Origin of the sequence: Prevotella veroralis (genome assembly GCF_018127765.1) — a bacterium.
GTDB classification, from domain to species: Bacteria; Bacteroidota; Bacteroidia; order Bacteroidales; family Bacteroidaceae; genus Prevotella; species Prevotella veroralis.
On record NZ_CP072330.1, the window covers coordinates 454,695 to 469,916 of the forward strand.

Annotated in this window: 9 protein-coding genes and 1 pseudogene; 3 read left to right on the forward strand and 7 right to left on the reverse strand. The window is 42.3% G+C overall.

Annotated features, from left to right (window positions below; all coding sequences use genetic code 11):
* Positions 1-32: 32 nt before the first annotated feature.
* The 4 genes from mnmA to aroB form a co-directional block, all read right to left on the reverse strand.
* On the reverse strand, positions 33-1,115 hold the full coding sequence (mnmA, locus tag J5A55_RS01845) for a tRNA 2-thiouridine(34) synthase MnmA (protein WP_004382458.1): 1,083 nt from the start codon (positions 1,113-1,115) through the stop codon (positions 33-35).
* A gap of 29 nt (positions 1,116-1,144) precedes the next feature.
* Positions 1,145-2,056 (reverse strand): YitT family protein, encoded by a 912-nt coding sequence (locus J5A55_RS01850; RefSeq protein ID WP_211802932.1) that lies wholly within the window; start codon positions 2,054-2,056, stop codon positions 1,145-1,147.
* A gap of 236 nt (positions 2,057-2,292) precedes the next feature.
* On the reverse strand, positions 2,293-4,989 hold the full coding sequence (locus tag J5A55_RS01855; protein WP_004382461.1) for a calcium-translocating P-type ATPase, PMCA-type: 2,697 nt from the start codon (positions 4,987-4,989) through the stop codon (positions 2,293-2,295).
* Positions 4,990-5,451: 462 nt separating this feature from the next.
* Entirely contained in the window at positions 5,452-6,498 is a 1,047-nt protein-coding gene (gene aroB / locus J5A55_RS01860; protein ID WP_004382463.1) for a 3-dehydroquinate synthase, read from the reverse strand.
* Positions 6,499-6,718: 220 nt separating this feature from the next.
* On the opposite strand from aroB, the gene J5A55_RS01865 reads away from it, so the two are divergent.
* The 3 genes and pseudogenes from J5A55_RS01865 to J5A55_RS01875 all read left to right on the forward strand — a co-directional run bounded on the left by J5A55_RS01865 (position 6,719) and on the right by J5A55_RS01875 (position 12,050).
* On the forward strand, positions 6,719-9,685 hold the full coding sequence (locus J5A55_RS01865; protein ID WP_004382464.1) for an outer membrane beta-barrel protein: 2,967 nt from the start codon (positions 6,719-6,721) through the stop codon (positions 9,683-9,685).
* A gap of 578 nt (positions 9,686-10,263) precedes the next feature.
* On the forward strand, positions 10,264-10,455 hold the full coding sequence (locus J5A55_RS01870; protein ID WP_004382466.1) for a hypothetical protein: 192 nt from the start codon (positions 10,264-10,266) through the stop codon (positions 10,453-10,455).
* A gap of 36 nt (positions 10,456-10,491) precedes the next feature.
* A pseudogene (locus J5A55_RS01875) lies at positions 10,492-12,050 on the forward strand (fimbrillin family protein).
* Between the two features lie 95 nt (positions 12,051-12,145).
* On the opposite strand, the gene J5A55_RS01880 reads toward J5A55_RS01875, so the two are convergent.
* From J5A55_RS01880 to pth, 3 genes are all read right to left on the reverse strand, one after another.
* Complete coding sequence (locus J5A55_RS01880) at positions 12,146-13,807, reverse strand: IS1182 family transposase (protein ID WP_211802933.1); 1,662 nt, start codon at positions 13,805-13,807, stop codon at positions 12,146-12,148.
* Between the two features lie 403 nt (positions 13,808-14,210).
* Complete coding sequence (locus J5A55_RS01885) at positions 14,211-14,621, reverse strand: RNA-binding S4 domain-containing protein (RefSeq protein WP_004382472.1); 411 nt, start codon at positions 14,619-14,621, stop codon at positions 14,211-14,213.
* 20 nt (positions 14,622-14,641) lie between these two features.
* Positions 14,642-15,214, reverse strand: a complete 573-nt coding sequence (pth, locus tag J5A55_RS01890; protein WP_039850956.1) for an aminoacyl-tRNA hydrolase — start codon at positions 15,212-15,214, stop codon at positions 14,642-14,644.
* Positions 15,215-15,222 lie beyond the last annotated feature (8 nt).

Below are 15,222 nucleotides of genomic sequence, written 5' to 3' on the forward strand. Positions count from 1 at the left end.
TAAATAATTGTGTGATACGATTCTAATGCGCCTTAGAGAGTAATCTCTCCAGAGCCAAAGCAGCGGTGGTGCTGCTCATCATATATGACACAGAACTGTCCGGGTGCAACTCCATGAATACTCTCTGTAGAATGGATGAGGCACTTCCCATCGCTTAGTTGCTCTACGGTAGCCGTGTGATACTCTGGTGTATGGCGTATCTTGAAAGTCACCTTAGTGGGTAGTTCTTTGATACCTTCGGTTAGGAAGTGGAAATCATGCAGTGGGAAGTCCTTCTTATAAGTTGTTGCAGGATCATAACCATGGCTTACATAGAGAATATTCTGCGCCACATCCTTCTTAACAACGAACCAAGGACCACCGCCAAGACCCAATCCTTTGCGTTGTCCGATGGTGTGGAACCATAGTCCACGGTGCTCACCAATCTTCTTACCAGTCTCTAATTCGATGATGTCACCCACCTGTTCCCCCAGATAACGACGTACATACTCATTGTAATCAATGTTGCCAAGGAAGCAGATACCCTGTGAGTCCTTCCTGCGAGCATTGATTAAGTGCTCCTGTTCGGCAATTTCTCTCACCTCATTCTTCGCATAATGCCCTATAGGGAATATCGCTTTCTTTAGTTGCCAATCGTATATTTGAGCTAAGAAGTCGGTCTGATCTTTTACAGGGTCAGGACTTGTTGTAAGCCATTTACGCCCATCAATCCATTCAGTCTGCGCATAATGCCCCGTTGCTATTAGGTCATAATCATGTCCCATCTTCGCATCGAAGGCACCAAACTTTATGAGTCTGTTGCACATCACATCAGGGTTTGGAGTGAAACCAGCCTTTACCTTCTCCATAGTATAGCTCGTTACCTGATCCCAATACTCCTTATGACAATCGATGACCTGCAACTTGCAGCCATAACGATGCGCCACGGCAGTAGCCATCTCCAAGTCTTCTTCAGAGTTACAATCCCATTCCTCCTTCTCTTCTGGTCCTATCTTAATATAGAAACAATCGGGGTGTAAGCCCAGTCGAGCAAACTCATACACGACGACCGAGCTATCTACACCGCCAGAGAGAAGCACTGCGATGCGTTTATCTTTTATCTCCTGAATATCCATTCTATAATCCTTTCCTATCTAAAAAACCGTCAGGCTTTTACCTGTTCTTCGGTTATCTTCTTGCGATGCGATACCTTCATACGATCAAAACCAACGCCATATACACCATTAACAGCCCCTTGCGAAACGAATGCGTTGGGGTCTATTTCATCAATGAGTTGGTAGATGGCACGTGCTTCCGAACGCCTTGCTATGACGAAGAGCATCTTCAAGTCCTTACCCGTATAGAACCCTTGTGCATTGATGATGGTACATCCACGTGGCACGTCGTTATTGATGGCTGTACCAATCTCTGCCCAATGCTCCGATATAACAAAGAACTGAACGGAACCTCGCATACCGTTGATCAAGTAATCAACAACGTATGTCATGACAAAGAGAACGATATATCCATAGATTACTTTCTCCCAGTTGTTCAATACGAGATAACTTGAGCTAATGATGCAAAGGTCGCATGCCAAGATGACACGACCTAATGAGATGTCACGGTACTTATGTATCATTGCAGCGATAACATCCGATCCGCCAGAGCTTGCATTGTACTGTAATGCGATGGCAACACCAGCTCCTAATAGTACACCTCCTACTACACAGGCAAGGAAGGGCTGGTCGGCAAAGAGTGCATGACCTGCAAATACCTGTCTAAAAAGCGATGTAAAGAATGCGAAGCTAAGCACTGCAAAGATGGTTCTAACGCAGAACTTCCACCCAAGAATCCTCAAAGCAACGAAGAGAAGAATGCCATTAATTGCCAAGTAGGTATATTGAACGGGAATGTCTAAACCCCATTGAATAACAGAGGAAATACCTGCTATACCACCAATTGTAATCTTGTGAGGTAAGAGGAAGGCGCACCATCCAAAACTACCAAGCAACATTGCAAAAGCAATTACTAAGAACTCCCATACGTCTCTTAGCTTGTTTTTTCTTTTTCTGACCATGTGTTTATCGATAAATAGTATTTTGCAAAGATAGTGAAAATATAATGAAAATCAAGTTGCAGGATGTCTTTTTCATAATTATGAGATGTTCTTTCTTTTGCAAGAGGGTCTTTTCTCCAATCAAAGAGACGCCCTTTTCATTGCGAAGAAAGCCTTTCTTCACAGCAAGAAGAGCCTCTCTTTGCATGAAAGAAAGGCTCTTCTGTTTATTAGTTGGTATTCTCCTTGATTTGTGACTATTGCTTGTTTCGTTTGTTGAAGAGGCGGAATAACTCTCCAATCCATAGAACGACAGAGGTTGAAGTGACGATGATCAACCAATCAGAAAGGCTAAGTGGAGAGACGTTGAACATCCTTCCACCGCACTGCACGATGATAATCTGCCCCACAAATATCAACAAGGCAATAACGCCAAAACCCTTACAACCTTTCAAGTGGAAGGCACTGCGTCCTGTTGCAAAGGCTCGCGCATTAAACATGTTCCAGAACTGTATCATCACAAAGAGTGTGAAGAAGATGCTCAACTCATGGTCAGTTAGTCCTTGATCTCCCATATTCTTCCATGTAAGGAAGTCGGTCATTGATTGAATAGGAGCATGTTCCAGCATATAAAGCAACGTGAGTAGGATTACAAAGAACAAACATCCAACACCGATAATGAGCCTTGTCATTGCTGGATTAATAATGAAGGACTTGCGGTTGCGAGGCTTGTCACGCATGACGTCTTTCGATGGTGGAAGGGATGCGAGAGCCATTGCTGCGAAGGTATCCATAATGAGGTTGACCCATAACATTTGAGTTACTGTCAGTGGACTCTGCGTTCCCATCAGTGCTCCTGCTAAAACGATAAGGCAGGCAGCAACGTTTACTGTCATCTGAAAAAGGATGAATCTCTGGATGTTCTGATAGAGTGATCGCCCCCACATTACCGCACGACCGATAGAACGGAAAGAGTTATCAATGATGGTGATATCGGATGCCTCTTTCGCAACATTCGTCCCATCGCCCATTGATAAACCCACGTGTGCAGCTTTGAGAGCTGGTGCATCGTTTGTTCCGTCGCCCGTAACAGCTACGACTTGGTGCTGGGCTTGCAAGGCTTCAACCAATCGCTTCTTATCCATTGGGCGTGCGCGGGCTATGATCTTTAGGTTGTTTACACGTTTAGAAAGTTCTTCGTCGCTTAGAGCTTCAAACTCCGGACCTGTTATCACACAGTTATCACAATCCTTCTCAGTCCATAGTCCCACCTGTCGACCTATCTCTTTTGCTGTTCCCGGGGTATCGCCTGTGACAATCTTAACATCTATACCAGCATCAAGACATTCCCGAACGGCAGCAGGAACCTCCTTACGAACAGGGTCGGAGATGGCTACGATACCTTGGAAAGTTAACCCTTTCCCTGTTTGTTTAATGGTATCGAGGAGGGTTGGAATTACCCCTTCGTGTAAGTTGTCATCGTCAATGAGCATACAGGCAAAGCCTAATGTGCGCATAGCTTGGTTCTGCCAGGTTAACAACTGGTTGCTAATTTCATCCCACGAACGATTCCCCATGATTGAAGAACAATAATTACGGATGATGTCAGTTGCACCTTTTATATATAAGATGGTCTTCCCTGGAAGTTGAGCAGAGCGCACCAAAGTTCCCATGCACTTGCGTTCTGTTGAGAAAGGAAGTTCGTCTATCACTTCAGCCTCTGTGCGCAACTGACGATAATCATAGCCCTGATCATTTAACCAAAGTAGGAGTGCACCTTCTGTTGGGTTGCCTAAGGCGGTTGGGTGATGAGTGTCAGTGAAATCGAGAGATGCTGTTGAGTTCACAGCAATAGCCTCTCTTGCTAACGCCTTGTGCTCTTCAGTCTCTCTGTCAATAGCCATTTCACTCACACGCATTTGATTCTGCGTTAGCGTTCCAGTCTTATCTGTACAAATGACAGTCGTTGCCCCCATTGTTTCGCAAGCGTGCATCTTGCGCACAAGATTGTTTGTTTTTAGCATGCGACGCATTGAATAAGCCAAAGAAAGCGTTACTGCCATAGGTAATCCTTCGGGAACAGCAACGACGATAAGCGTCACGCAAATCATTATTGAGTCTAAGAGATATTGCAGGAAACGCACCCATTCGAAGGAGAAGTTCGAGAAGAACATGATAATGCGGGCAATGAGAATGATGGCAGCAATGGTGTAGCTAGCCCAAGTAATAAGTTTGCCCAATCGTTCTAATTGCTCGGTAAGGGGTGTCTTAACGCTGTTGTCAATCTGAGAAGCTACGAAAACCTTACCATTTTCGGTGTTATCTCCAATCTTCTCAACACGGAATAAACCATGACCTTCCATCACCTTTGTTCCACGAAGGACATAGTTTGTTGGAAAGGTTGCGTCTTTATCGAAATCAGTTTCATGTGTACTCTTATGGCAGATAGGCTCTCCAGTGAGAGAAGACTCGTCTATGTTGAGAGAGATAGCTTGTAGTAACAATCCATCAGCAGGCACTTCAGAGCCCGTGTTGAGCCTAACAATATCGCCAACAACCACTTCTCGCTTTGTTATTTGGGTGGTGTTACCATTGCGAATGACCTCCACAGGTTCATCATCATTGACTTGGTTGAGAACAGAAAAGGCTTTGTTCGCTTTCTCTTCGAAGAAGAATGCCATGCCAGTAGCCAATAGTATGGCGATAAAAATGCCTACTGGCTCGAAAAACACCTCTGTTCCTTCATGCAAACCATAGTATTCATAGAAAGAGATAGCGATAGAGAGAATGCCAGCAACAAGTAGGATGATAATCAGAGGATCCTCAAATTTCGTTATAAAACGCTTCCACATAGGCTCTTTCGCAGGTGGCGTGAGGAGGTTTTCACCGTACTTCTGCCTACTTGCTAACACCTCTTGATCATTAAGCCCGTTAATTATCTTCTTCTCTTCCATAATGTCTTTGTATATGAGACAACTGCGACAAAAGGGAACATGTTTACCTTTTAGCTGTTGTACTTGGGCTGCAAAGATACAAAGAAAAAATGATATTCGCCGACAGAAGGGAACATGTTTACTATCAAGTGGAAGTTCTTACGTTCGCTACTATTGTACGTGCCTTTAAAGTAAGGGGTATTAGTGCATCTTTAGCAACGCAAGGAATCGGTCGTGTTAGATTGTGGTAATAATAGTTGTAGGCTATATGTAAATATAGAAGGGATTCATGTTTGCTGTCATTCCTGTCATCTTTTCGTTGTGTATAAGGTGTTAGTAACCAATGATATAGTTTGAATGTTAAAACTGACAGCAAATGAATTTAAAACTTAATTAGCGGTTGTATGTACTATAAATGAGCTGGTTTTGTATTACTAAGATGGTTAAGAATACCTTTCATAAGCTGGACTTACGAATACTAGTCTACCCCTCACGGAAAAAGTCGAGTGCTTCCTTAATGTCTTCCTCCGTGATGGTTTGATTGATGCGGATGTCTCCAATACCACCAAGGAGCGTTACATTGATTTCATTACCACGATTCTTTTTATCATGGTGCATGAGTTCTATAAGCTCAGGATAGTCGTTGCAGGTGATAGGAAGACTTCCATAATACGCTCGAATGAAGTTTACTGTTTGGCGCATGCGCTCTGTGGGGAAGTCTGTTTGTGTCGTTGCAAGATATAGTTCAGCTACCAGTCCAAAGGCGACAGCGTATCCATGCAAGATGGGGTGATGCTTCATCGCCCATGACTCGAACGCATGTCCAAAGGTGTGACCGAGGTTTAAAGCTTTACGAATACCCTTTTCGTGTGGATCTTCATCAACGATACGTTCCTTAATGCGTACACTCTTATCCAGCATAAAGGCTAATTGATGAAGATTAGGTTGCGCTATATTGAAGTTGATGAGCTCTGCCCACATCGTTTCATCAGCTATCAAACCGTGTTTGAGCATCTCTGCATAACCGCTGCGGATGTTTTCTTCATCAAGTGTTCGGAGCCAGTTGGTATCAAGCAATACAAATTCAGCATCATTAAAAACTCCAATCTCGTTCTTTAACCCACCAAAGTTGATACCCGTTTTACCTCCAACACTTGCATCCACCATGGCAAGTAAGGTTGTTGGAACATTGATGAAGTTAATTCCCCGTTTGTAGGTTGAAGCAGCAAAACCACCTAAGTCGGTCACCATACCACCTCCAAGGTTGATGAGCAGACTGTGGCGTGTGGCTTTCCCTTGCTGTAATGATTCCCATACATGGACGAGGGTGTCAAGATTCTTACGTCTGTCAGTTGCACCAATAACAATTGTTTGGGCATCTTTCAGACATAAATAATCCTTGACAAGAGTCCAACAGAGTTTGTTCGTAGTCTCATCTACGAGAACAAAGATTCTATCATGTTCACATTCAGCAATGGCTTCTGCCAAGTCTGTCTGTAATTGTTTTGATATGATGACACGCTGTTTCATAAGTTATCTAATCACTTTTAATCCTTATAAAAAACCTTACTTAGGAACGCCTTTATCTATTAAGACGATGGAGAGCAGCATAATCTAATAGGATCAACTGCCAACTGCAATGTTACAAAAAATAATTGTAAACGTCTTATAGAAGCTGTTAAAAGTGAAGATTAAGGTTAAACTTCTTATGTGTCTAACCATCATATAAATCAGTTAATGAAATAATTTTATGGTAAAAAGATTATTCTTGTTTGTATTCTTGTCGTTTAGTAGCATAACACTACTTGCACAGAATAGGACGATAACAGGCTCTCTTTTTGATGGAGAAGTGAAAGAGAAAGTTCCTTTTGCAGTTGTCCAGCTGTTGAAGATGGATAGCACCTATGTTGTTGGAGCTACCTCCGATGAAGGTGGTAATTTCAAAGTGACAGCTCCAACGAATGGCAGGTTTATTCTGAAAGCATCCTATGTTGGTTATAAAACGATCTTTCAGAATGTTACGATTGCTAATGATCAAGATGTTGCTATAGGGCAGCTCGATTTTCAAGTAGATACGCACACGTTGAAAGAAGTTAAGGTTATTGCAAGTGCACCGAAGGTAGTTGTGAAGGCAGATACCTTTCAATACAATGCGTCGGCATTCCGTGTTGCAGAGGGATCGACTATTGAAGCCTTGGTAAAAAAGCTACCTGGTGCAGAAGTGTCGGACGATGGTACGATAAAGATTAATGGTAAAGAGGTCAAGAAAATACTCATTAATGGTAAGGAGTTCATGACTGGTGATACTAAAACTGCACTCAAGAACCTCCCTACCTCTATAATAGATAAGATTAAAGCATACGACCAGAAGAGTGATTTGAGTCGTGTGACGGGGATTGATGATGGCAACGAGTCGACAGTCTTGGACTTCGGTGTTAAGGCTGGAATGAATAAAGGTTTCTTCTCAAATATTGACCTTGGAATAGGAACCAAGCATCGTTATTCAGAGAAAGCAATGGCAGCTTATTTTAATGATAAGTTTCGAATGATGGGCTTCTTGTCTGCTAATAATGTCAACGATATGGGCTTTGGTGGTGGTCCTCGTGGCGGATGGGGTGGCATACGTCAAGGATTGAATGCTACAAAGATGGTTGGTTTGAATATGAACTATGATAATGGTAAAACCTTACAATGGGATGGTAGTGTTCGTTGGAATCATTCTGATGGAGACTTGAACACCCGTGTATCAATAGAGAACTTCGTTGCGTCACAAGGTTCATACGCCAATCGTCGCTCGCAGGAATATACTCGTGAGAACTCTTGGGATAGTCGTTTCCGTTTGGAGTGGAAACCTGACTCTATGTGGAATATCATGTTCCGACCTAATATCCGACTATCAAAGAATGATGGACAGGTTGTTAGTAAGTCGGCAGCTTACAATACCGACCCATACGAAAGTGTGGATGATCCATTGTCGGCAACAGCTATTGCACAGTTAGAAGCACAAGGTGTAATGGTAAATAATCAGCATAATACAACCATTTCTTATGGTGATAACAATGCTTTGGGGGCTATGCTCCAAGTGAATCGTCGCTTGAGTCAGAACGGACGAAACGTTACCCTGCGTGTGGATGGTGATTATAGTGATGCAGATTCGAAGACTTTCTCAACACAAGACTTGCAATATTTTCAGTTGAGAGATGCGCTGGGGAATTATAAAACCTATCGTGCTTATCGTTATAACCTCATGCCAACAAAGAGCTGGGATTACGCTTTGCAGGCTACTTATAGCGAACCACTTGCACGGAAGACATACTTACAATTCAGTTACCAATTCAAATATGGCTTCTCAAAGAGCGATCGTGATACTTATGATTTCTCCTCATTACCATCTGGAACATTCGGTAGTTTGAAGCCAGCTTATCGATCATGGGATAATTATCTAGGCTTATTGACGAATCCTTTGGCAAGTTATTTAGATTCTAATTTAAGCCGTTATTCAGAGTATCGAACCTATACTCACGATATGCAAGTGATGTTGCGAATGTTACATACAAAGTGGAAAATGAATGTCGGAATGAAGTTACAACCACAACATTCCACCTATATGCAGGATTATCTTGGAGTGCATGTGGATAATAAACGATCAGTGGTGAACTGGAGTCCAACATTCGATTTCCGCTATAAATTCAATGAGCAAAGCAACCTGCGTATCAATTATAATGGTACAGTCTCACAACCTTCTATGATGCAGTTACTTGATATCGTCGATAATACCGATCCGCAGAATATATCGAAAGGTAACCCTAATTTGAAGCCAGCCTTTACTAATAAGTTTCGCTTGTTCTACAATGCTTTTAGGCAAAAACATGCGCAGTCAGTGATGACTTTTGCAGACTTCTCTACTACACGTAACGCCATAGGAAACAGTGTTACGTATGATGGAACGACTGGAGCTCGTACAGTGCAACCAGTCAATGTGAGTGGTAATTGGGATGCAAATGCAGCTGTGATGTTTAATACAAGTATTGATTCTGCAGGTGTATGGAATGTTAATACGTTCACACGAGGCAGTTTCAATCGTTACGCTAGTTATTTACAACAGAATGCAACAAGTGCCATTGAGAAGAATATCACTAAGTCTTTGACACTTGGCGAACGCTTATCAGCTAGTTATCGCACTGCTTGGTTAGAATTAGCATTGGATGGTTCGGTTGATTACACACACTCTAAGAACAATCTCCAAAGTCTCAATAACTTGAGTACATGGCAATTCTCTTACGGTGGAAGTCTTATCTTCTCCTTGCCTTGGAACATGAGTTTATCTACTGACTTACATCAGAATAGCCGTCGAGGATATAATGATGCGGCACTAAATACGAATGAGTTGTTGTGGAATGCACAGCTTTCTCAGAGTTTGTTAGTGGGTAATGCTTTGATATTGAGCTTACAGTTCTATGATATTTTACATCAACAAAGCAATCTCTCACGCACTATCAATGCTGTAAACAGAACCGACACGGAATATAATAGTATAAATAGTTACATCATGTTCCGTGCTACTTATCGATTGAATCTATTTGGTGGCAAGAATGCTCCAAAGCCCAAGGATCGTGGCTTCGGACGCCCTAATTCAAATATGCCACCACCTCCTCCTGGTGGTGGAGCAATGGGCGGTGGTCGCCCACCAATGGGTGTCCTGGTGGTTTCTAAGTAGATAAAAGGAACAAGAGCCCCTTTAACTATATTACTTTAGGCAGAATAATATTCTTGAAGACAAAGCAAAGAAACGTGAAGGATCTCCGGCAAATTCTCTGCAAATAGTACTTTCTACTCCCCTTTCCATTATAGAAAGGGGTTGGGGGAGGCTTTTTTCTCTATTTCCTTGCTCATTCTATTTTATCTTATTACCTTTGCATTGTTAAGTGGAAATTAACTTATAATAGTGATATTTCAAATAAAGAATTTCAATTAAGCTAACTATTGTGGCTTATATGATAAAGGTGTAAGTAATGCCTGTTGTATTAGATTCTTTAGCACATTAAAACGAGAAGAAGATAGCAAATTATTTGGTAGTTCCAAATAATGGTGTATTATAGGTCTAAATATACATTTATCTTCTCGCATAAGCATAAAGGGCGTGAGTTTGGTAAATAAAAGATTTTCAGGAGTTTCTTTTATTTTCCTTAATACTTAGATATAGAGATTTTAAAGGTGAAATAAGAACTATATGATGTAAGTAGGTGAAATTAGTTTGTATACTTAAATTATTAATAATTAATTAAATTCGGCAATATGGATAAAAGAAAAGAGAGATATTATATGAGACCGCAAACGGAAGTTATATTTATAAAGCAAAGTGAGTATCTTCTTGAGAATTCTCCGGTAAACGGAGGACATTACAGCGCAGAAGATGATGGCGAGTCTTTAAATGCAAAGCCGTCAGGCTTTTTCTTTGAGGAAGAATCTGCCGAAGACAAGAACTAAAGTAGAATGGAACACAAGTTAAGAAAAGGTAGAAAAATGAAGTATTCTTATTTTTGGGCTTTACCGGTCGCATCCTTGCTTTCACTGGCAGGCTGCTCCAATGACGACACTTTGCAAGCAGACAACGGGAAGCAACAGAACACGGTGCCCGCAGGGATGACAGAGTTCGCAGACGGGGGATTGACCCGCACAGCAGGCACTTACGACGGTTCGGCGATAAAGTTTTATTGGACTTCAGGAGACAAGCTGTGGATCAACAACGCCGGCACTTTAACAATAAGTACAAAAGACAATATCACGGCTAAGGCTCCTACGGCTAAGTTCTATTTCCCCGGGATACTCACCGCACCGAAATACAACGTACGTTATACGGGCAACGGCAACGCCCATGGCGACAAGGTGACCATAAGTCCGACCCAGTCACAGAGCGCTCCTGACGATGCCTCACACATCGGTACAGACGGAGACTGCGGCACGGCGGAAGCCAGCAGGCAGGGTGACGGAAGCTACACCTTCACACTCTCTCACAAAGCATCCTACCTCGTCTTTACGCCTTATTACAGCCCTGAGTTTGCAGAGGATGTGAAAGTGACGCAGATCAAGGTAACGGCAGACGAGGCAATTGCCGGAGAGTCAGATTCGATGACAATGGGATAAATACGACACCCCGCCCCGCCGCAACTGCTGCCAACAGGAGCATAACGCTCACACTGAACGGCGGTTCGAATAACGGATTCGTCATACCCAAGGTAGCAGACCATGAAAAGAATGCGGCTATAATGGTTCTTGCACCGGGCGAATATCATCATGTCACTGTGGAATACACTCTCTACGACCAGAAGACGAAGGTTCGAGGGATAGTATCCAAGACTTATAATAACATTACCTGCAAGGCAGGAAAGAACAAGAAAGTAAGTACCGATCTGGCAATCACACACTATTCGAGCGACAGATACTATCTGTGGGACGCTGCCGTGGGAAAGAACGCATGGAAAGATCATGAGAACGACCAGCCGGTTCTGAACGGAGGATCGAACGCCAACTATCCAAAAATATCCGGTGATTCGAGATGGTATAACCCTGCTCCGTTCCCGACTTCTGCAACACGTTCGGCAGTCGCTTGCCCTAATGCCAACGAAATGCTGTGGTATGTCATGTATGGAGATCCTCACTGGGATCCTTCTCTCTGGTCCATCATGAAACATCTGTATGCTGGAGGCATGTGGCTGAAGAAACTCAGCGGCATCGCTGTCGCCGAGCACAAGACTGAGACAGAGATGAAGAATGCGGCTCCCGGTGGAACGGATTACACGAAGGTACAATTACCTAAGATATATGATAAGTTTCTTAAAGACAATACAACCATTAAAGACGGCAGACCCAGCAACCCAAATGATTATGTCTACTTGCCAGCTATCGGCACTTATATACTAAATAAAGGGGAGTTGCAAAATGTTGGGGTCAGAGGTTTCTATTGGTCAAGCACACCACGCCCCGATGGAGCATTAAATGCCTATAATCTGTCAGTCGAGAAAGGCAAGGTACATACCGGATATGGACCTCGCAACAATGCGCACTGGTTGTGGCCAGAATAATATATTTAAAATAAAAGAGGGTGTGTCAAAATGGACACATCCTCTTTTCTACTCCTCTTTACTTCATCTACCGCATAATTCGTTATTTACTGCAGCTATGCCGCTAATTTCATATAAAATGATTTGTTGGGCTTCCAATAGCTTATATAAACTTCTATAGAGCATCTGAAGGTGACTAAAAGTACCTCCATAATAGCTTTTAGCTCCTTGAGATTATTTTTTTTGCACATTTTTCCTATGTTAAAGGCAATAGCAAAGAAGGCAAAGTCCATATTGACCTTGTCTTTTCCCAAATGCCTAAATCTCTTGTAGACTTTATTATATTTTGTTTGTCCAAAAACAGCTTCAGGTTCTATGCACCTTCGTCCTCGATGCTTGATGCCTTCTTCCGAGGTCAGTAGTTCCCGTGCCTTTTGTTTATAGTGCTGTAGTTGATGGTTTACTTCTATAATTCTGTTCCCTCTTGCCTTAAAACATGAGCCTCTCAACGGACAACCATCACAGCGTTCTGCCTGATAACGTACACTGTAAGTAACGAATCCATTAGAGGTTAGGGAACGCTTCATGCCTATACGCTTCATATGCTGTCCCATAGGGCAGACGTAGAAATCCTGTTCCTTATTATAATAAAGGCTTGCAGGACAGAATGGGTTAGGTGTATAGCGTGGATGCTGCTCTTTATGGAAGTAGTTATACTTCACATAGGCTTCCATATTATGTACGTCCATGAACAGATAGTTCTCCTCGGAGCCATACCCTGAATCGGCTACGACTGTCTTGGCATAACGATGGTAACGTGAGTTGAAGGACTCCAAGAAAGAAGGAAGTGTAAGCGTATCTGTACGGTTAGCATAGAGTGCAAAGTCGATGATAAACTGGTTCTCAGTTGCTATCTGCAGATTATATCCAGGCTTAGTCTGTCCGTTCCGCATAGCATCCTCCTTCATGTGCATAAACGTAGCATCAAGGTCGGTCTTGCTGTAGGAGTTTCTCTCCCCCATAATCTCAAGGTGTTGGTCATACTCTTGGAGTTTATTACGTTTCTTCTCAAGCTCTTTAAGCTGTTTTTTCTTGGTTCTAACAGCCTGCTTCTCTTCTTTTGTCTTAGGCTCAGGGGCTGATTCCAAAGACTTGTTCAATTCCTCGGATATCTCATCGAGCAGAGCTGCAGTAAACTCGACACCTTCTGTCTTAGCGGCATTGTCCTGCGCTATGACATCATCAACCTGAAGCAAGAGTGTGCGTATTTGTTCCTGCAACTTGGCGCGGTTCTTTTCCACGGTTCTCTTCCAAACGAAGGTATACTTGTTGGCTTTCGATTCTATTTTTGTGCCGTCAATATATTCAACGTCAAGACTTATCAATCCTTTGGCTGCAAGTATTAATACAACCTGTGTGAAGATATTGTTGATTTCCTTTTTCACACGATTACGAAAACGATTGATGGTAATAAAATCAGGCTGCTCATATCCTGCCAGATAGATGAAATGAATGTCACGCTTGAGAAGCGACTCTATACGACGGCAGGAATAGATATTATTCATATAGGCGTAAAGAATCACCTTGAGCATCATTTGTGGATGATAAGGCTTACGCCCACTGGGCTTATAAAGCTTGTAGACATTATCCAATATAAGATTATCCACCAAGGCGTCTAAAAGACGAACAGGATCATCTTCTGCGATGTCCTTATCGATTCTTTGAGGAAAAAGAATCATTTTCTTGTGTATGTAAGAACGAAAGTGTACCTTTGGCATAATGAGATTTTTTTGTATGCCTAAAGGTACAAAAACTTTAGGAAATAGCAAAGCCCTGGCTTGAGAAAGTCGGGGCTTTGTGCATAAAAAAGAGTGTGTGGCTATTTTGACACACCCTCTTTATGTTTGATGGCAATTATCTGAAGATACTTTTAGTTCGCTGAAGATATTTATAGGGGATAATTATATTGTCAGCTTTATATTGTAGTGCACCATAGTAGACAAGTTGTCGTATAAAACTACAACGGAACGTATTAAGAGAAAATTTCTAATGTGTTTGATATTCATGGGGAATATGTTAGAGATCTACAGGGACAGGTTGGAGTTGCAAAGGCGATGTTACTTGAGAGAACCATTATATTATTTTGTCCATTCGGTCTAAGACATGTTTTTAGGAAACATGTTATTCATTATCATCGTCATCGAAGCCGAACATTGAAGGATCGATGAAGGCATCTATCTGTCGACGGTCTTTCTTTGTGGGGCGACCAGTACCTCGTGCTCTGTCAACGAAACCACTGATACGACTCATCTCAAGTAGTTCGTATTGCTTTGCCTCGGTGACATTCTCATATATTTCGGGGATAAGCTTTGCTCCAACGCGCTGTTCGATGGTTTTAAGAACCTTAAACGAATAGGTAATAGGAGGCTTCTTTACGCTTACTACTTCGCCCACTTTGATTGTATGAGAAGGCTTTACGTTTACGCCCTTAATCGTCACACGACCATTCTTACAGGCGTCTGCTGCAATAGAGCGGGTTTTAAAGATGCGTGCAGCCCAGAGCCATTTATCTATTCTTGCAACGTCGTTCATGTCTTCTTTTAGTAGTTGTATTACTTTTTCCCAAGCTTATTAAATTGATTCATGGTGATATCAATGCCTGCTAAAACAAAACTCTTGATGATATCTACACCTAAATCAATTGCAGGTTGAAGGACTTTCATTTCATCTTCTGAATAATGACCAAGCACCCAGTCTATTTGACCTCCACGTGGGTAATCGTTGCCAACACCCATTCGTAATCGTGCATAATTTTGTCCGATGAGTTGTTGAATATGCCCCAAGCCATTGTGCCCACCATTTGATCCATTCCCTTTTAAGCGGAATGCGCCTAATGGTAAAGCGACATCGTCGGAAATAACGAGTAGTCGACTTTGGTCAATATTCTCCTTATTCAGCCAATAACGAACAGCATTCCCTGATAGATTCATGAATGTTGTAGGCTTGAGAAGGATGATTTTCCGCCCTTTAATAGTAGTTTCTGCTATGAATCCATAGCGTTTGTCCTCAAAAACAATATTGGACGCTTTAGCGAAAGCGTCCAATACCATAAATCCTGTGTTGTGCCTAGTTCCCTTGTACTCATGACCTGGGTTGCCTAGTCCACAAATTAAATACTTATCCAATTGTAATG

What these genes read in the sequence shown, in the direction of transcription:
- mnmA (WP_004382458.1), bottom strand. Translation starts at nt 1,115, where the DNA reads ATGGATATTCAGGAGATAAAAGATAAACGCATCGCAGTGCTTCTCTCT.
- J5A55_RS01850 (WP_211802932.1), bottom strand. Translation starts at nt 2,056, where the DNA reads ATGGTCAGAAAAAGAAAAAACAAGCTAAGAGACGTATGGGAGTTCTTA.
- J5A55_RS01855 (WP_004382461.1), bottom strand. Translation starts at nt 4,989, where the DNA reads ATGGAAGAGAAGAAGATAATTAACGGGCTTAATGATCAAGAGGTGTTA.
- aroB (WP_004382463.1), bottom strand. Translation starts at nt 6,498, where the DNA reads ATGAAACAGCGTGTCATCATATCAAAACAATTACAGACAGACTTGGCA.
- J5A55_RS01865 (WP_004382464.1), top strand. Translation starts at nt 6,719, where the DNA reads ATGGTAAAAAGATTATTCTTGTTTGTATTCTTGTCGTTTAGTAGCATA.
- J5A55_RS01870 (WP_004382466.1), top strand. Translation starts at nt 10,264, where the DNA reads ATGGATAAAAGAAAAGAGAGATATTATATGAGACCGCAAACGGAAGTT.
- J5A55_RS01880 (WP_211802933.1), bottom strand. Translation starts at nt 13,807, where the DNA reads ATGCCAAAGGTACACTTTCGTTCTTACATACACAAGAAAATGATTCTT.
- J5A55_RS01885 (WP_004382472.1), bottom strand. Translation starts at nt 14,621, where the DNA reads ATGAACGACGTTGCAAGAATAGATAAATGGCTCTGGGCTGCACGCATC.